Genomic DNA, 19,361 nt, shown 5'->3' with positions numbered 1-19,361 from the left:
CCATCAATCGAATATTGTTGATGGAGTTGTTTACTAATGGAGATAATCGAACGTCAAGGAGTGAAAACATGATTGATTTTGGTAAAGTAGCAACGGCTATGGTAACCCCTTTTGATCATAAGGGAAATATTGATTTTGAAAAAACAACACAGTTAATTAACTATTTGATTGAGAATGGATCAGATTCTTTAATCATTGCTGGAACAACTGGTGAATCACCAACGTTGTCCACAGAAGAAAAGCTAGCTCTATTTAGACACTCAGTAAAAGTAGTAGCAGGCCGTGTTCCAGTAGTAGCGGGAACTGGTAGTAACAACACGTATGCATCGATTGAGCTAACAAAAAAAGCTGAAGAAATTGGTGTAGATGCGGTAATGATTGTTGCGCCGTATTACAATAAACCAAATCAAGAAGGTTTATATCAGCATTTTAAAGCAATTGCAGAAAGTACAAAGCTTCCTGTGATGCTTTATAATATTCCAGGTCGCTCTGTGATTAACATGGAGCTTACTACAATTGTACGCTTGTCAGAGCTTTCAAACGTGGTAGCAATTAAAGATGCAAGTGGAGATCTTGATGCAATGACCGCTATCATTAACAATACTGCCGATGACTTTGCACTTTATAGTGGCGATGACGGTTTAACGTTGCCAGTATTATCAATTGGTGGTAATGGTATTATCTCTGTGGCATCACACGTATTAGGTAATGAGATGCAGGCTATGGTATCAGCATTCGAAGCTGGTAAGATAAAAGAAGCAGCTCAGGTACATGGTAAATTATTGCCCGTTATGAAAGCTCTTTTCTCTGCTCCAAGTCCAACACCTGTAAAAACAGCTCTACAGTTTAAAGGGTTAGACGTAGGATCTGTAAGACTACCACTTGTACCTTTAACTGAACCTGAGCGTGAATCATTACGAAAAATGCTTAACTCACTATAATAAAAAGCCTCCTCATTCATAAAAGAATGCAGGAGGCTTTTTTACTCATTAGAAAAGCATGGATGAAATTTCTTGTATTCCAATTCTGTCATCAGTTATAATGAAAACAAATGAGATTATGGACGGGTCTATGATTTTGGGAGGAAACAGAATTGAATAAAAAGACAGAAAATATTAAAATTTCAGCTTTGGGTGGCATAGGAGAAATTGGTAAAAATATGTATATCGTTGAATTGAACGATGATATCTACGTACTAGATGCAGGAGCAAAGGTTCCAGGCGGGGATATGCTTGGAATCGATATGGTGATTCCAGATATTTCGTATTTAATTGAAAATAAGGAACGCGTAAAAGCTATTTTCTTAACGCATGGTCACGAAGAGCAAATTGGTGCTATTCCATTTATTTTAAAAAAACTTGAAGTACCCGTATATGGAACGGAATTTACTCTTGCGTTAGTCAAAGAAAGAATGAAAGAAGTTGGATCAAATGGTTTCTCATTATTAAATGTTATTAGTTCGTCAACACGCCTTTCGTTTGAGAACGTAAGCGTTTCATTTTTTCGAACAAACCACAGCATCCCTGACTCAGTAGGCATTTGTTTGCATACTTCACATGGTGCAATCGTACATACAGGAGACTTTATTTTTGATCAAAATCGGTTATCAAAAAAACCTGATATCGGAAAAATGGCCATGATTGGTGAACAAGGGGTGTTATGCCTCCTATCTGATAGTATCAATGCTGAAAAGCCAGGCTATACAACTTCTGAAGCTGTAATTGGTCAAGAAATTGCTTCGCTTTTCCATCATACAAAAGGACGCATTATTGTAGCGACATATAGCTCAAACATCCAGCGAATTCAGCAAGTAATTCAAGCGGTTTATGAAACCAATCGCAAGCTAGTTGTAGTTGGGAAAAGTATGATGAAAACGATTGAAATTGCAGTGGAGCTTGGCCATTTATCGATACCTGAAGATTTAATTGTGCCTGTGCAAAAGCTTCGTGATATTTCTGAGCATGAAACGGTTGTATTAACGACAGGCCATCAGGGAGAGCCGATGGCAGCATTACATCGTATGGCCAAACAATCTCATAAATTTATTCAAGTGAAAAAAGATGACACGGTGTTAATTGCTGCAACGCCAATTCCTGGTCATGAAGTAATCTTTGCTAAAGTAATTGATATTGTTAGCCGTTTAGGAGCAAACGTCGTTCATAGTCAAAAGCAAGTTCATGCTTCTGGACACGGCAGTCAAGAAGAGCTAAAGTTCATGTTAAACTTAATGAATCCTAAATACTTAATCCCTGTAAACGGCGAATATCGTATGCAAAAGTCACATGAAAAAATTGCAAAAGAAATAGGCTTAAGTGATGATCAAATTTTTGTGCTTGATAAAGGTGATGTAATTGAGTATAAAGATGGGCGCATGCAGCCTTCAGGGCGCATCTATGCGGGGAACACGTTAATAGATGGGTTAGGTGTTGGTGATATTGGTAATATTGTCTTGCGCGATCGTCGTCTGCTTTCACAAGATGGAATTTTAACAGTGGTGGTTACAATTAATAAAAAGCAGCGTACTGTTGTGGCAGGACCAGAAATTATTTCTCGAGGGTTTGTATACGTGAGAGAATCGGAAGCGTTACTTACAGAAGCAGGAAAAGTGGTTGAAGAGATTTTAGCGAAGTGCATGGAAGAAAAAGTGATTGAATGGTCATCTTTAAAATTAAAAATGCGCGAAGCCCTAAACCAGTTTTTATATGAAAAAACAAGACGTAAGCCGATGATTTTACCAATTATTATGGAAATATAATAGTTAAGAGGCTGGAAGGTAAAGGTAATGACATATCCGATCTATTGAAAGTTAACTCTCAATAGATCGGATTTTTTGTTGATTAGGAAAATAAGTGAGTGTCTGCAGCGTAACGGAGTGAACTTGTACTTTCATCTTAACTTGTTTAAAACAGCCAGGATTCGCCCTTGAAAAGGAAGTATTTAGATTCTTTTTATTAGGAAACAGCATGAATTATAAAAGCGATGGATTTAATAAAAAAGAAAAGCTCATACTAACAATATTATTGTTGGAAAGGAGCAAAACTATGTTTGAACCCAATGAGATGAATTCTTCGGAAACAGCACCACAGCAACCTGAAAAAGGTGAAGATAATACTAAAGGTGGTATTTTAGATAAAATTCAGCAGCTAGGACAAACAAATGTTGCACAGATGCCACAGGATTCAAAGATTCACTGCTTAACAATAGTAGGGCAAGTAGAAGGACATATGCAGCTACCGCCTCAAAATAAAACGACAAAATATGAGCATGTTATTCCGCAAATTGTAGCGATTGAACAAAACCCTAATATTGAAGGATTATTAATTATTTTAAATACAGTAGGTGGAGATGTAGAAGCTGGTTTAGCAATTGCTGAAATGATTGCTTCTCTTTCAAAACCGTCAGTATCAATTGTGCTTGGAGGAGGCCATTCAATTGGAGTTCCAATTGCGGTATCCACTCATTACTCTTTTATTGCTGGTACTGCGACAATGACAATACACCCGATTCGTTTGACGGGCTTAGTCATTGGCGTACCTCAAACATTTGAATACTTGGATAAGATGCAGGAGCGAGTGGTGAATTTTGTTACGCATCATTCCAATATCACTGAAGAAAAGTTTAAAGAACTTATGTTTTCAAAAGGGAACCTAACACGAGACATTGGAACGAATGTTGTGGGAGCTGATGCAGTTGAATACGGATTGATTGATGAAGTTGGCGGGGTAGGTCAAGCTATTAAAAAGCTGAATGAGCTCATTGAACAGAACAATCAACATCAACAGGAGAACCAATTATTACAATGATTTTGTATACTATGATGCCCCAAGAGCTAATTTATCCTGATACAACGCAAGAGCTTCCAAAGCAAAAAATGATGCAGTATAACGGCATTTCTATGCTTGTAGAAGAAAATGAATACAATCAACAGCAAATTGTCCGTATTTTAAGCACAGATCCTCAGCATTATTTAGACAAAAAATATTACCCAGGTCAAATTCTGTCGTAAGGATTTGAGTATAATTTTGCTAAAATTATATGGTATAATAATAAGTGAGTATGTTGCAGCCGAGTAATGGCTGCTTTTTTGTTCAGTGTATATGAATAAGAAAATCAACATAGGAAGACGTTGATTGGAGTGAGAACATGGCAAAGAAAAAACGAAGAGGGAAATTTAAGAAGGAAGAATGGAAACGCATTGTACGATTTGAACTCATAGGTTTACTATTATTAGCTATTACATTAATTGCGATGGCAGGGCTGGGTGCGGTTGGCCAGGCGCTTGTGCTACTTGTTCGTCTTTTTATTGGTGAATGGTACATGCTTATGCTAATCGGTTTGCTGGTGCTGTCAGGCTATATTATCTGGAAAAGAGCATTGCCACCATTTATAACAAGACAGCTAGTTGGTACATATTTAATTATTTTAGCTATTTTATTATTTAGTCACGTTACGCTATTTGAAAACCTTTCTAAGAACGGCACTTTTACTGATCCTTCAGTTATCTTAAATACATGGGATTTATATATGTTAGAAGCAACTGGGGAAGTAAATCGCAGTGATTTAGGTGGCGGAATGGTTGGAGCCGTTATGTTTGCGATGTTTTATTACTTATTTGACAGTTTAGGAACTGAGCTCATTGCCTCACTTTTAATCGTGATTGGCGTGTTATTAATTACAGGACGTTCTTTGCACGAAACGCTTCGAAAAGTGTTAACGCCAATTGTCCGCTTTTTAGTGACGGAATTAAAAGAGGGTTGGGAAGACATTGCAAATTGGGCTTCTAAAAGGAAGCAAACACCAAAAGGGAAGAAAAAGCGTAAGCCAGCTGTAGAAGAAGAGGAGGAAAATGATGAACAGGAAGCAGAAGCACCTGTCATTGCAAAGCAGCCTCCAATTATTGAGCACTTTGATTATGAAGAAGTAGTAGATCCTATTTCATCATCTATTCAGTCTCAACCAGAACCCGAGCCACAGCCAACAGTTAAGCCTGTTCAACCAGTGGCCAAGAAAGAAGACCCGCCTCAACAAGAAGAAAAGGCACCAGTTATTTCATTTGTGGAAGCTGAAAACATGGAATATGAACTTCCACCTATCCGATTGCTAACAATGCCGAAGAAAAGTAATCAAGCAAAAGAGAAAAAGAATATTTATAAAAATGCTGAAAAACTAGAAAAAACGTTTCAAAGTTTTGGTGTGAAAGCAACGGTTGCTAAGGTTCATTTAGGGCCTGCTGTTACCAAATACGAAGTATATCCGGACGTTGGAGTGAAAGTAAGTAAAATTGTAAATTTAAGCGATGATTTGGCTCTAGCTCTTGCTGCCAAAGACATTCGAATTGAAGCGCCTATACCTGGTAAATCAGCAGTGGGGATTGAAGTTCCAAATGAAGAGGTAGCGATGGTTTCTCTTCGTGAAGTGTTGGAATCAAAAGAAAAAATAGATCCTGATAAAAAGCTACTGGTGGGATTGGGAAGAGATATATCCGGCGACGCTGTTTTGGCAGAATTAAATAAAATGCCTCATATGCTTGTTGCGGGAGCAACAGGTAGCGGTAAAAGTGTTTGTATTAACGGAATTATCATAAGTATCTTAATGCGAACGAAGCCTCACGAAGTTAAGCTCATGATGATTGACCCTAAAATGGTTGAGTTGAATATGTATAATGGTATTCCACATCTATTGGCACCTGTTGTAACTGATCCAAAGAAAGCATCTCAGGCTTTAAAGAAAGTCGTAAGCGAAATGGAGCGCCGTTATGAGCTCTTCTCACACAGCGGTACAAGAAATATTGAAGGGTATAATGATCTTGTGAAGCGCCAAAATGATGACTCGGATGCTAAGCAACCAACGCTACCTTATATTGTCGTCATTGTAGATGAGTTAGCCGACTTAATGATGGTTGCTTCATCAGATGTTGAAGATTCAATTACACGTTTAGCGCAGATGGCGCGTGCTGCGGGAATTCACTTAATTATTGCAACGCAAAGACCGTCAGTTGACGTTATTACAGGGGTTATTAAAGCTAATATCCCGTCTCGAATTGCGTTTAGCGTGTCCTCTCAAACCGATTCCCGTACCATTTTAGATATGGGAGGAGCGGAGAAGCTGCTAGGTCGTGGAGATATGCTATTTATGCCGGTTGGAGCTTCTAAGCCAGTTCGTGTACAAGGAGCGTTCTTATCTGATGAGGAAGTTGAAGAGGTTGTAGACTTCGTTATTGCTCAGCAAAAAGCGCAATACCAAGAAGAAATGATTCCAACAGACGCTCCAGAACAAGTAGAAGAAGTAGCGGATGAATTGTATGATGAGGCAGTTCAGCTTGTAGCAGAAATGCAAACAGCCTCTGTTTCAATGCTGCAAAGACGCTTTAGAATTGGATATAATCGAGCAGCTCGCTTAATTGATGCAATGGAAGAACGGGGAGTTGTCGGACCTTATGAAGGAAGTAAACCCCGAGCAGTACTGGTTTCACAGCAAAACGAAGATGTTGGAACATAATTAAATGGTTAGAAAAGACGTAAGCATATGCTCTACGTCTTTTTTTATCATTAAGGGTATTATTTTTTATAAAAAGATATTATAAAAAAATGTGTTATCATGTTTGGTTAATTAAAACACGAATATTATTAATTTAATTTTAATGTTTGTTAGTTTTTGGTGAAAAAAATACTGAAATATTAGGTTGTTAGACATGCTTACATACAATAAATAGAAAAAAACAATATTTTTAAAAAAATATTAAAGTTTTTTACATAAAATTAATATAACCTATTTATTTATGTTGAAAAAAATGATATATTATTTTCGATTAAAGAGTCAAACATCAGAGGTCTGATGACTAGTTGAGGGTATGGAGGAAGTGTGATGTCTATTCGAGCGGATAATCGACATTTGTATTTACAAGTGATTGATAACATTAAACAAAACATTGAACGAGGAGTTTTCAAAGAAAAAGAGAGACTTCCATCAGAGTTTGATCTGTCAAAACAGCTGGGCGTAAGCAGAGCAACGCTACGTGAAGCACTTCGCATATTGGAAGAAGAAAATGTTATTGTCAGAAGACATGGAGTAGGTACATTTGTGAATGCGAAGCCGACGTTTCTTTCAGGTATTGAGCAATTAAATAGTATAACACATATGATTGAACAAGCTGGAATGAAGCCTGGTACCATTTTCTTATCATCCAATGTACAAGTTGTTTCAGAAAATGATATAGAGCGTTTTGGCTGTCAAATTGACGAAAAAATGCTTTTTGTTGAGCGTGTGAGAACTGCAAATGATGAGCCGGTTGTATATTGTATGGACAAGGTTCCACAAACAATATTGCCCGAAGATTTCGAATATAAACAAGAGTCTCTACTAGGGATTCTTGAAAAACAGGCTGGCAAACATATTTCATATGCAGTAGCCCACATTGAGCCAATCGGGTATCATGAAAAAGTTTCTCCTATTTTACAATGCAGTCCAGAAACAGCACTTCTTGTACTGCGACAAATGCATTACGACCAATATGATGAACCGATTTTGTATTCAATTAACTATTTTAAAGCAGATAAATTTAGTTTCCAAGTATTGAGAAAAAGAGTTTAATAGATTTTAAGTTTTCGCAATTTTAGTAATGGTTTTACACGGATTCTTTTAAGGAGGTGTTCAATACCAAGGGCGACGAACGTGAAGTAGCATTACAATTCTTTTACACTATTTTGGGGGTTAATAAAATGACAAAACGTAAATACGGAATGGCTTTATCACTTATGTTAGCGGCAGGTACACTACTAAGTGCCTGTGGATCTAGCGACTCAGAAGGCGGAAGTAGTGAAAAATCAGCTTCAGATTTCAAAGTAGGGATGGTTACAGATACTGGCGGAGTTGATGATAAATCATTTAACCAATCAGCATGGGAAGGTCTTACAAAATTCGGTAAAGAAAATAACTTAGAAGAAGGTACAGGCTATAAATATTTACAATCGGCTGAAGCTGCTGAATACCAAAGTAACTTATCAACGTTTGCTGAAGCAGGCTATAACCTTACGTACGGTATCGGTTTCTTATTGAAAGAAGACATCAAAAAAGTGGCTGGTCAATATCCAGAATCACATTTTGCGCTAGTTGATGACACATTAAAGTCAGAAAAATTAGATAACGTGGCGAGCATTCTATTTAACGAAGAGCAAGGTTCGTTCTTGGTAGGTGTTGTTGCAGCTAAACAAACAGCAACCAATAAAATCGGCTTTGTTGGTGGAGTAGAATCTCCGTTAATTAAAAAGTTTGAAAACGGATTTAAAGCAGGTGTTAAAGCTGTAAACCCAGATGCTGAAGTAGTTGTTCAATACGCAGAAGATTTCAATGCGCCAGAAAAAGGTTCAGCGATTGCATCAACAATGTACAGCCAAGGTGCTGATATTGTTTATCACGCAGCAGGTGGTACTGGTAACGGAGTGTTTACTGAAGCGAAAAACCGTGCGAAAAAAGGTGAGAAGGTTTGGGTAATCGGTGTAGACCGTGACCAGCACCAAGAAGGTATGCCAGAAAACGTAACACTAACATCAATGGTAAAACGTGTTGATATTGCGGTTGAAGAAGTTGCAAAACAAGCAAAAGACGGAAAGTTCCCTGGTGGAGAAGAAGTAGTATTTGGACTTCAAGAAGATGCGGTTGGTATTGCTCCAACTATGGATAATGTAACGGACGAGTCAAAAACAGCTGTTGAAGAGTACAAACAAAAAATCTTAGATGGCGAAATTAAAGTACCAGCAACGGATGATGCATATAAAGAGTTTGAGAAAACTCTTAAATAATTCTTCATATCAAAACAGGATAGGTATGAAAAAAGGCTAGTGAACCACTAGCCTTTTTCATAGCCTTTAAGATGATGAGAAATTCAAGATAATAGACTTTACTCTAGATACAAATAGGGAGTGAACATAGTGGAATATGTAATTGAAATGCTAAATATTCGTAAAGAGTTTCCGGGTATCGTAGCGAATGATAACATTACACTCCAAGTGAAAAAAGGAGAAATCCATGCTTTACTAGGTGAAAATGGCGCAGGGAAATCAACGCTGATGAACGTTCTTTTTGGGCTTTATCAACCTGAAAAAGGCGAGATAAAGGTGAAAGAAAAAGCTGTTAAAATTACGAATCCGAATATTGCAAATGACTTAGGGATTGGGATGGTTCACCAGCACTTTATGCTTGTGCAAAATTTTACAGTTACTGAAAACATTATCCTTGGTAATGAGCCGACAAAAGCAGGAAAAATCAACATTGCAAAAGCTGCTAAAGAGATTGAAGCACTATCAAATCAATATGGGCTTTCTGTTGATCCATATGCGAAAATTGAAGATATTTCGGTTGGTATGCAGCAACGTGTCGAAATTTTAAAAACACTATATCGTGGTGCAGATATTTTAATCTTTGATGAGCCCACAGCCGCTCTTACACCTCAAGAAATCACAGAATTAATTGAAATTATGAAGCGTTTAATTAAAGAAGGAAAATCCATTATTTTAATTACTCATAAATTAAAAGAAATTATGGCGGTTTGTGACCGCTGTACAATTATTCGCAAAGGTGTAGGGATTGGAACAGTAACGGTTTCTGAAACCAATCCAGATGAATTGGCGTCCTTAATGGTTGGACGTGAAGTGCATTTTAAAACGGAAAAGAAAACAGCAGAACCGAAGGATGCTGTGTTAACAATAGATGGCTTAGTAGTGGAAGATGCCCGCGGAGTAGCAGCTGTTAATGATCTATCGCTAACTGTCAGAGCGGGTGAAATTGTAGGAATTGCAGGAGTAGATGGTAATGGGCAAACAGAACTAATTGAAGCCCTCACAGGTCTTACAAAAATCAAATCAGGTGCTATCACGCTAAATGAAAGTGACCTGACAAAGCTATCGGCACGTAAAATTACTGAATCAGGTGTAGGACATATTCCTCAAGATCGCCATAAGCATGGTCTTGTCTTGGACTATACAATCGGTGAAAATATCGCGCTTCAAACGTACTATAAAGAGCCAATGTCTAAAAGGGGTATTTTGAACTATAAAGAAATTTATCGAAAAGCCAAAGCACTCATTGCAGAATATGATGTTCGCACACCGAGTGAATATACACAAGCGCGAGCTCTTTCTGGAGGAAACCAGCAAAAAGCCATTATTGCTCGTGAAGTGGACCGCAGTCCTCAGTTGTTAATTGCAGCTCAGCCGACGCGTGGATTGGATGTAGGAGCAATTGAGTTTATTCACCGTAAGTTAATTGAAGAGCGTGATAAAGGAAGAGCGGTTCTTCTTGTGTCTTTAGAACTGGATGAAGTTATGAATTTAAGTGATCGTATTGCTGTTATCTACGAAGGAAAAATTGTAGATATCGTAAATCCAAACGAAACAAATGAGCAGGAGCTTGGATTGTTAATGGCAGGCGGAAAGCGTGAGAAAGCAGGTGAAACATCATGAAATGGCTAAGAAATGAGCGAACCATCCACATTCTAATTCCGATTATCTCGGCAATTTTAGGATTGCTTGCTGGTGCAATCATCATGGTTCTTGGGGGCTATGATGCGGTGAAAGGCTATGATTCTTTATTTAATGGTATGTTGGGTAGTCCAAAAGCTTTAGGTGAAACTATTCGTGCAATGACGCCCCTTGCTTTAGCAGGTATTGCTGTAGCATTTGCTTACAAGACAGGCTTATTTAATATTGGAGTAGAAGGTCAGCTTCTTGTTGGGTGGTTAGCGGCAGTGTGGGTAGGCTACGCTTTTGAACTTCCATCTGTTATTCATATTCCACTCGCAATCCTTGCAGCAGGTATTGCTGGTGCATTATGGGCCTTTATTCCTGGTTATTTAAAAGCTCGCTTTCATGTTCATGAGGTTATTGTCTCCATTATGATGAACTATATTGCCCTTTATACAACAAGCAGTATTATCCGTGAATTTTTGTATGCAGGGAATGAAAAGTCATACAACATCAATGAGTCAGCGTCATTAGCATCTTCATTTTTAGCTGAGGCAACGAACAATTCTCGTTTGCACTATGGGATTATTGTAGCGTTTTTAGCAGCTTTTGTAATGTGGTTCCTATTAAACAAAACCTCAAAAGGCTTTGAACTTCGTGCTGTTGGGTTTAATCAGCATGCTTCTAAATATGCAGGAATGAATGTGTCTCGCAACATCATTCTTTCTATGTCAGTATCTGGTGCATTTGCAGGATTAGCCGGTGCGATGGAAGGGCTTGGTACATTCCAATATATGAATACTTTTACGTCATTTACTGGAACGGGATTCGATGGAATTGCTGTTGCCCTTTTAGGAGCTAATAGTGCAATTGGTATCTTGCTTGCTGCATTTCTATTCGGCGGTCTACAAACAGCGGCACCACAAATGAACTTTATGGCGGGAGTGCCGTCAGAATTAATTGAGATTGTTATCGCTCTTATCATTTTCTTCGTGGCGTCCAGTTACCTTATTCGTTGGATTATTGGTCGTTTAAGTAAAGGAGGAGCACAATGAGTTTCTTAGACGTTTTAATTATAATTATTCCAGCTGCGCTGTATTCTGCAGCACCGCTTATTTTTACAGCATTAGGTGGAGTGTTTAGTGAGAAGTCTGGTGTTGTAAATATCGGACTGGAAGGTCTTATGATGTTTGGTGCATTTACAGGAATTGTTTCAACGCTACTTCTTCAAGACTCATTGGGAGCATGGGCACCTTGGGTTTCAATTTTAATTGCAGCAGGGGTTTGTGCAATCTTTTCACTTATTCATGCAGTAGCAAGTATTACGCTTAAAGCAGATCAAGTAGTCAGCGGGGTTGCACTCAACTTCTTAGCTGGAGGTTTGTCTATCTTTTTAATCAAGAAAATTTTTGGAAAAGGACAAACAGATTTTATTCAATTTCGTATTGATAAAACAAGCATTCCTTTCCTATCTGATATTCCGATTATTGGTAAGCTGTTTTTCTCAAATGTTCCAATTACATCATATTTAGCGATTTTGCTAGCTTTCGTTGTATGGTATATCATTTACAAAACGCCGTTTGGGCTGCGTCTTCGCTCTGTAGGTGAACATCCAATGGCTGCGGATACGATGGGGATTAAAGTTATCACAATGCGATATGTGGGCGTTATGTTATCGGGTGTGTTAGCTGGTATTGGTGGTGCTGTATATGCGACGTCAATCGCAACAAACTTCTCAGCTGGAACCATTTCTGGACAGGGCTTCTTAGCACTTGCAGCCATGATTTTTGGAAAATGGCACCCAATTGGTGCGATGGGAGCAGCTCTCTTTTTTGGGTTAGCACAATCTTTAAGTATTACAGGAGCACAAATTCCAGTTATTCAAGATATTCCAACTGTTATTTTAACGATTGCTCCTTACGTCTTGACAATTTTAGCGTTAGCTGGATTTGTTGGTCGAGCAGAGGCACCAAAAGCACTTGGTACGCCTTATGAAAAGGGAAAAAGATAATAAAACTATTTTCAAGAACAAAGGTTTGTAATCTGCCTTTGTTCTTTTTAAATTCGCACAAAAAAAGTAAAGGATTTTATCAAAAAAAATGTAGACAAAAAGAAATTAAAAAAGTTTGCGGTAAAGAAAGAAGGAATCTTACGCAATCATGTGGTGAAAAGGGATGGGGATTATTAGAATTCTATTTTTTATAGCACTATTCAAGAAGAATGACAACACATTAAAGAAGAGTTGAAGATAAGAATATATGACAAATGAGATCTTGTATAAAAGGTGTTTCCTTGAAAATCTTTCCTCTAATTAGATATAGTGAAGGTAAGACTAAAAACGGCAAAATAAACTAAAAATAAAGGTATTGTGTTGTTTTTAGCAAACTTACTATTAAAAGGAGGTATCTTGATGAAATTATTGACTGAACAAAAGCACGAATTGAATGGCCTGACGCTGCATACAATCCCAACTACAAAGTATAAAACCAATACGTTTATTCTAAAATTAAATGCTCCATTGGATGAAAAAACGGTGACAATGCGAGCTCTTTTACCTTATGTATTACAAAGTGCTACAGAATCTTTTCCAACCACAACACAGCTGCGTACATATTTAGATGAACTATATGGTGCAACTCTTCAGGTGGATTTGACAAAAAAGGGTGATAATCACGATATAACTATTCGGATTGATATAGCGAACGAAAAATATTTAAAAGACTCAACTCCTCTTCTTCAAAAAGCACTTGCACTGCTTGGTGAAATTCTATTGAAGCCGGCAACGGAGGAGGGAGCTTTCTTAAATGACGCAATGGAAAAAGAAAAGCGATCGCTTCGACAACGGATTCAAGCTGTATTCGATGATAAAATGCGCTATGCAAATCTTCGCTTAGTTGAAGAGATGTGTAAAGAGGAACCTTACTCTCTGCATGTTAATGGTCGAATTGATGATATTGAATCCATTACAGCAGATAAGCTCTATAATTATTATCAGCATGTATTAAAAGAAGATGCTATTCACCTCTATGTTATTGGTGATTTTCATGAACAAGAAGTAAAAAACACGGTTGAGCAAGCGTTTAATTTACCACAACGTCAACCCAAAAAAATTGAACGCTCAATTACGCAAAAAGAAATTACCAATGTGAATGAAGTGATAGAAAAGCAAGAGGTAAAACAAGGTAAATTAAATATTGGCTACCGTACAAACGTTGTATATGGAGATCGTCAGTATTTTGCCCTACAGGTGTTTAACGGTATATTTGGCGGGTTTTCTCATTCAAAGTTGTTCATTAACGTTCGTGAAAAGGCAAGCTTAGCTTACTATGCTGCATCACGAGTTGAAAGCCATAAAGGTCTTCTGATGGTTATGTCAGGAATCGATGCAAAAAACTATGACCAGGCTATAACCATTATTAAGGAACAAATGGAAGAAATGAAGAATGGCTCGTTTACTGATAGTGAAATCGCTCAAACGAAAGCAGTTATTCATAATCAACTGTTAGAAACGGTAGACACACCACGAGGTCTGGTTGAAGTTATGTACCATAATGAACTAACAGGGAAAAGTATTTCGGTTGATGAATATCTAAAACAAATCGATGCAGTATCAAAACAAGAAATTGTGAAGGTAGCTGAAAACATTGCGATGGATACAGTTTATTTCTTAACAGGAAAAGGCGGTGAAAACAATGGAGAAAATTGAATTTTCTCAGCTGAAAGAACAGCTTTATCATGAAAAAATGGATAATGGATTAGAGGTTTATATTTTACCAAAGCCTGAGTTCAACAAAACGTTTGCCACGTTTACTACAAAATATGGTTCCATTGACAATCAATTTGTTCCGCTCGGAGAAGATGAGATGATTAAAGTTCCTGATGGAATTGCGCATTTTCTTGAGCATAAGCTGTTTGAAAAAGAAGATGGTGATGTCTTCCAACAGTTTAGCAAGCAGGGTGCGTCTGCCAATGCATTTACATCATTTACGCGCACAGCGTATTTATTTAGCTGCACGTCTAACTTTGAACAAAATTTAGAGACGCTTGTAGACTTTGTTCAAGAACCATATTTCTCTGAAAAGACAGTCGAGAAAGAAAAAGGAATTATTGGACAAGAAATTACGATGTATGATGATAATCCAGACTGGCGCTTGTACTTTGGAACAATTCAAAACATGTATAAAAATCACCCTGTTAAAATTGACATTGCTGGTACCATTGAGTCCATTTCCCACATTACAAAAGATTTGCTTTATACGTGCTATGGAACATTTTATCACCCGAGCAATATGCTACTATTTGTGGTAGGGCCTGTTGATGCAGAAAAGGTAATGACTCAAATTCGTGAAAATCAAGCTAAAAAAGATTATGAAGATATGCCTGAAATTACTCGTCATTTTGATAAAGAGCCAGAAACGGTAGCGGAACAAAAACAGGTATTAAACATGCCTGTCCAAGCCTCCAAAGCTATGGTTGGCTTAAAAACAAGAAAGCCTGAACGTTCCGGACAAGATATGCTTCGCCACGAGCTTGCAATGAATATTGTACTTGATCTTGCATTTGGAAAAAGCTCTTCTTACTATGAAGATCTGTATAAAAATGGGCTCATTGATGAGACATTCTCATATGACTATACCGAAGAAAGTGGCTTTGGATTTGCGCTAATTGGCGGAGATACAGAAGATCCAAATAAGTTTTATGGGAGAATTAAAGAGATTTTATTTGAAGTGAAATCTAAAGGTTTACAAGAAGATGAGTTAGAACGAGTAAGAAAGAAGAAAATTGGAGAATTTTTGCGAGCTTTAAATTCTCCAGAGTTTATTGCTAATCAGTTTACCCGCTATGCATTTAATGATATGAATTTATTTGATGTTGTAGATACGCTTGAAAAGCTTACAGTAGACGACGTGAAGCATGTAATGAATGATATGATTCAAGAAGAAAGCTTTACTGTATGTGAGGTTGTACCGAAATAAGTGATAAGATAGTATATGAAAAGCTGACGTTAAGTCAGCTTTTTTATTGGATAATACAAGGAGAATCAACATGGAGAAATATGCGCTAATTACAGGAGCGAGCGGAGGAATTGGCAGTGCTATTGCCGAGAAAATGGTAAAGGAAGGATACGGAGTAGTCCTTCATTATTATCAAAATGAAGCAGCGGTGAACAAACTAGCTAGTTACCTTCGTTCCTACACGGATAATATTATGGTGGTGCAAGGAGATTTGTCTTCAAAAGAGGGGGTTGATCACTTTTTATCGACTCTTGTTGTACCGGTAGATCTGCTTATTTACAATGGTGGTCAAAGCTTATCAGCATTAATGATGGATGTGACAGATGAGCGTATTGAAGAAATGGTTTATCTGAGCGTAACCGCTCTTTATCGAATTGCAAAATTTGTTCTCCCTAAAATGATTCAGAAAAGAACTGGGAATATTATCGTTATCTCATCTATCTGGGGATTGGAGGGAGCTTCTTATGAAGTGCTGTATTCAACGGTGAAAGGGGCTCAGAATACTTTTGTCAAAGCGTTAGCTAAAGAAGTTGCGCTAAGTAAAATTCGAGTGAATGGAATTGCGCCAGGAGCTATTTTGACAAATATGCTATCTGATTATACACAAGAAGACCTTGAAATGATGGAGCAGGAAATTCCGATGGGACGCATTGGAAAGCCTTCAGAAATTGCCGATGCAGTTGCTTATTTAGCTTCTGATCAATCCTCTTATATAACAGGACAAATTTTATCAGTAGATGGTGGTTGGCATACATAATAACGCGAATAAAAAAGAGGAAGGTGTACAAACTATGATATGAATAAACCTTAAGGAGGGCTACTCATGTCAGTATTAGACAATTGGGGTAACTGGAAAAACTTTTTAGGCGATCGCTTACATCATGCTCAAAACGAAGGAATGAACAACGAGGTAATCAACGACTTAGCATATCAAATTGGTGGCTATCTAGCGAACCAAGTTGACGCAAAAAACGAACAAGAAAAAATATTAGCAGACTTATGGAGCGTTGCTTCAAAAGAAGAGCAACATGCAATTGCTAATATGATGGTAAAGCTTGTTCAAAATAACGGTTCTGCTAATTAATGTAAAGATGTTAATGAAGCGAACAAAAGAAGGAGTCGACTCAAATTTGTTTGAGAAACGACTCTTTTTTATTTATAAATAATTCACTCATAAGCAAAGGTAGAAAGTACAGCGCTTACAATAAGAACATTTACATAAGAAATAGGTTTTACACTTTATAATTTAATGAAAATCATTTATATTTAAATTATGTGAAAAAAGGGGAAACATAACAGCGAGCGCCATTTTAGAAACTCGCATTTTTAACATATCTAATAACAGCTTCTCCGAGTGGTGTTTGAGGTGATTTGTTAATCGTTCTTCAAGCATTTTTGTGCTGTGAATGAGTGTTTTGCTATGTTCATTCTATTATTGGATTAGGTTTAGACGGAACAAATGGGATGAGGAGGGGTTTCGTGAACAAAATTGAGTGGTACTTAGAATATCAAATACAGAAAAATCGACCTGGTTTATTGGGAGACATCTCGTCTCTTTTAGGTATGCTGGCAATTAACATTGTTACAATTAATGGGGTAGATGACAAAAGGCGTGGCTTGCTATTACGGTGCGATTCCCATGAGCAAATTGAACGGCTTGAATCTATTTTGAAAACAATGGATAATATTGTTGTGACAAAGATGCGTCCTCCAAAGCTACGAGATCGTTTAGCTGTTCGTCACGGTCGTTATATTCAACGAGATGCTGATGATAAAAAGACATTTCGTTTTGTGCGAGACGAACTTGGCTTGCTAGTGGACTTTATGGCAGAGCTTTTTAAACAAGATGGTCATAAATTAATTGGCATCAGAGGAATGCCTCGCGTTGGTAAAACGGAGTCGATTGTTGCTGCTAGTGTTTGTGCGAATAAGAGATGGTTATTTGTGTCATCAACGCTGTTAAAACAAACAATTCGCAGTCAACTAATTGAAGATGAGTATAATTCTAATAACATCTTTATTATTGATGGTATTGTATCAACAAGAAGGGCGAATGAAAAACACTGGCAGCTCGTTCGTGAAATTATGAATGTGCCTGCAACAAAGATTGTTGAGCATCCTGATGTATTTGTACAAAATAGTGAGTATACGCTGGATGACTTTGCGTATATCATTGAATTACGAAATGATCCAGATGAAGAAATTACATATGAAGTCATTGAAGGATCGCAAATGTTTCCAAACGGTGGATTATCCATGTTTGATTTTTAGCATAATTGGTAGGTGTTAATATTGACAGAGTTAGGGCAAAGGTTAAGACAAGAGCGAGAAAATAAAGGGATGTCGCTAGAAGATTTACAAAAAAACACAAAAATTCAAAAGCGCTATTTGATTGGTATTGAAGAAGGTAATTATGATGTCATGCCAGGGAAATTTTATGTGCGAGCGTTTATCAAGCAGTATTGTGAAGCTGTAGGGTTGAACCCCGATGACATTTTTGATCAGTACAAAACGGATATTCCAACGACTCAAACCGATGATATTCCACAGCCTTTATCTCGTGTTCGCAGTCGAAAAGAAATCCCCCAAAATACGAAAGCATCAAAAGCAGCAGATTACTTACCGACGATTTTAGTAGTTGCTGGTGTGCTGGTAGTCGGAATTATCATTTGGGTGATTGCTCAAAATATTGTATCCGGTCGTCAAGAAGATCAAGTTGCAAATACTGAACAAACAAATAACGAAGTGCAACAATCCCAAGAGCAGCAAGCATCTAATGAAGATCAAGCTGCAAAAGAAGCGGCAGAAAAAGAAAAGGCAGAAAAAGAAAAAGCTGCTAAGGAAGACGAAGAGAAAAAAGAAGAAGAAAAAGAAGAAACACAGCAAGCTTATAAAGAAGTTCAAAAGTCAGGTCACAACGGAACGTATGAGTTGTCTGGAACAGATGAGTTTAAGCTAGAAGTATCGTCTACTCAAGCTGATACATGGTTGGATGTGAAAAATGGTAAGGGGAATTCATTTTATAATGCCATGTTGAAAAATGGTGAAACAAAAGAATTCGACTTAACAAAAGAAAGTGAAGTTCGAGTGAATATTGGCTTCTCACCAGGGGTACAATTAAAAATTAATGGCCAAGACGTTAGTTTACCATTTGATGCTAACCAACAAATTAGACAAGTTGTAACGATTAAATATGAGCCGGAAAAAGCTCAATAACTAGCTTAAAAGTATTAAAAATGGTTAAGTCGTGCCGACAACAGTTTGCACGACTTCCGTTTTTGTATGTAATTGGAGGAAACAATAGTGAATTTACCAAATAAGATTACAATCTCTCGAATTTTTTTAATCCCACTTTTTTTAATTTTAATGATGGCACCATTACCTTTTGGCGAAGTTAGCGCTGCTGGAATGGATGTGCCAATTGCTCATCTACTAGGGGCAGCGTTATTTATTATTGCGTCTACAACAGACTGGATCGATGGATACTACGCTCGTAAATATAATTTAGTTACAAACCTTGGGAAATTTTTAGATCCGCTAGCAGATAAGCTATTGGTTTCAGCAGCGCTGATTGCTATTGTAGATTTGGACTTGATTGCCGGTGCAGGTTGGGCTGCAATTATTATTATTAGCCGTGAATTTGGAGTAACAGGCTTACGTTTAGTTCTCGCTGGAGAAGGAGAAGTCGTTGCTGCAAATATGCTAGGTAAAATTAAAACGTGGACACAAATTATTGCTATTTCAGCTATTTTACTTTATAACTTACCTTTTGAATTTGTGTCATTTCCATTTGCAGCAATTGCCCTGTGGATTTCTGTTGTATTTACAGTAATTTCTGGATGGGATTACTTTGCAAAAAACAAGCAAGCATTTGTTAATTCAAAATAAT

17 protein-coding genes are annotated in these 19,361 nt (G+C 37.5%); all 17 read left to right on the top strand.

Going from position 1 to position 19,361, the window contains the following annotated elements; translation table 11 throughout:
• The first annotated feature begins 68 nt into the window (after positions 1–68).
• The 17 genes from dapA (at position 69) to pgsA (ending at position 19,360) form a co-directional block, all read left to right on the top strand.
• Positions 69–941 carry a 4-hydroxy-tetrahydrodipicolinate synthase gene (gene dapA / locus NIZ91_15375; GenBank protein USY54119.1) on the top strand — a complete coding sequence of 291 codons (873 nt, stop codon included), beginning with the start codon at positions 69–71 and terminating at the stop codon, positions 939–941.
• Positions 942–1,093: 152 nt separating this feature from the next.
• Positions 1,094–2,755 carry a ribonuclease J gene (locus tag NIZ91_15370; protein USY54118.1) on the top strand — a complete coding sequence of 554 codons (1,662 nt, stop codon included), beginning with the start codon at positions 1,094–1,096 and terminating at the stop codon, positions 2,753–2,755.
• 304 nt (positions 2,756–3,059) lie between these two features.
• Positions 3,060–3,803, top strand: a complete 744-nt coding sequence (locus NIZ91_15365) for a ClpP family protease (GenBank protein ID USY57187.1) — start codon at positions 3,060–3,062, stop codon at positions 3,801–3,803.
• Positions 3,800–4,006 (top strand): YlzJ-like family protein, encoded by a 207-nt coding sequence (locus tag NIZ91_15360; GenBank protein ID USY54117.1) that lies wholly within the window; start codon positions 3,800–3,802, stop codon positions 4,004–4,006. Before NIZ91_15365 ends, NIZ91_15360 begins: the two co-directional genes overlap by 4 nt.
• Before the next feature lie 137 nt (positions 4,007–4,143).
• Entirely contained in the window at positions 4,144–6,498 is a 2,355-nt protein-coding gene (locus NIZ91_15355) for a DNA translocase FtsK (GenBank protein USY54116.1), read from the top strand.
• Between the two features lie 366 nt (positions 6,499–6,864).
• Positions 6,865–7,590, top strand: coding sequence for a GntR family transcriptional regulator (locus tag NIZ91_15350; GenBank protein ID USY54115.1), 726 nt, complete (start codon positions 6,865–6,867; stop codon positions 7,588–7,590).
• A gap of 128 nt (positions 7,591–7,718) precedes the next feature.
• The gene (locus tag NIZ91_15345) at positions 7,719–8,798 is read left to right on the top strand and encodes a BMP family protein (GenBank protein ID USY54114.1); all 1,080 of its coding nucleotides are present in this window, start codon (positions 7,719–7,721) and stop codon (positions 8,796–8,798) included.
• Between the two features lie 129 nt (positions 8,799–8,927).
• Positions 8,928–10,457 carry an ABC transporter ATP-binding protein gene (locus NIZ91_15340; GenBank protein USY54113.1) on the top strand — a complete coding sequence of 510 codons (1,530 nt, stop codon included), beginning with the start codon at positions 8,928–8,930 and terminating at the stop codon, positions 10,455–10,457.
• Positions 10,454–11,512 carry an ABC transporter permease gene (locus NIZ91_15335; protein ID USY54112.1) on the top strand — a complete coding sequence of 353 codons (1,059 nt, stop codon included), beginning with the start codon at positions 10,454–10,456 and terminating at the stop codon, positions 11,510–11,512. Before NIZ91_15340 ends, NIZ91_15335 begins: the two co-directional genes overlap by 4 nt.
• Positions 11,509–12,468, top strand: a complete 960-nt coding sequence (locus tag NIZ91_15330) for an ABC transporter permease (protein ID USY54111.1) — start codon at positions 11,509–11,511, stop codon at positions 12,466–12,468. Before NIZ91_15335 ends, NIZ91_15330 begins: the two co-directional genes overlap by 4 nt.
• Before the next feature lie 399 nt (positions 12,469–12,867).
• Positions 12,868–14,163 (top strand): insulinase family protein, encoded by a 1,296-nt coding sequence (locus NIZ91_15325; protein USY54110.1) that lies wholly within the window; start codon positions 12,868–12,870, stop codon positions 14,161–14,163.
• Positions 14,150–15,433, top strand: coding sequence for an insulinase family protein (locus NIZ91_15320; GenBank protein USY54109.1), 1,284 nt, complete (start codon positions 14,150–14,152; stop codon positions 15,431–15,433). Before NIZ91_15325 ends, NIZ91_15320 begins: the two co-directional genes overlap by 14 nt.
• Before the next feature lie 70 nt (positions 15,434–15,503).
• Positions 15,504–16,229, top strand: a complete 726-nt coding sequence (locus NIZ91_15315) for an SDR family oxidoreductase (GenBank protein ID USY54108.1) — start codon at positions 15,504–15,506, stop codon at positions 16,227–16,229.
• A gap of 66 nt (positions 16,230–16,295) precedes the next feature.
• Positions 16,296–16,556: a DUF3243 domain-containing protein gene (locus tag NIZ91_15310; GenBank protein ID USY54107.1), complete on the top strand. Its 261-nt coding sequence runs from the start codon at positions 16,296–16,298 to the stop codon at positions 16,554–16,556.
• 395 nt (positions 16,557–16,951) lie between these two features.
• Positions 16,952–17,743 (top strand): YmfK family protein, encoded by a 792-nt coding sequence (locus NIZ91_15305; protein ID USY54106.1) that lies wholly within the window; start codon positions 16,952–16,954, stop codon positions 17,741–17,743.
• A 12-nt stretch (positions 17,744–17,755) separates the two neighbouring features.
• Positions 17,756–18,688, top strand: a complete 933-nt coding sequence (locus tag NIZ91_15300; protein USY54105.1) for a DUF4115 domain-containing protein — start codon at positions 17,756–17,758, stop codon at positions 18,686–18,688.
• An 87-nt stretch (positions 18,689–18,775) separates the two neighbouring features.
• Entirely contained in the window at positions 18,776–19,360 is a 585-nt protein-coding gene (gene pgsA, locus NIZ91_15295; GenBank protein USY54104.1) for a CDP-diacylglycerol--glycerol-3-phosphate 3-phosphatidyltransferase, read from the top strand.
• Position 19,361: the final 1 nt, after the last annotated feature.

Source organism: Bacillus sp. 1780r2a1, from assembly GCA_024134725.1.
In the GTDB taxonomy this organism is placed as follows: Bacteria; Bacillota; Bacilli; order Bacillales; family Bacillaceae_H; genus Priestia; species Priestia aryabhattai_A.
The sequence above is the reverse complement of the archived record's forward strand: the minus strand, read 5'-3'. Positions and strand labels throughout refer to the sequence as shown.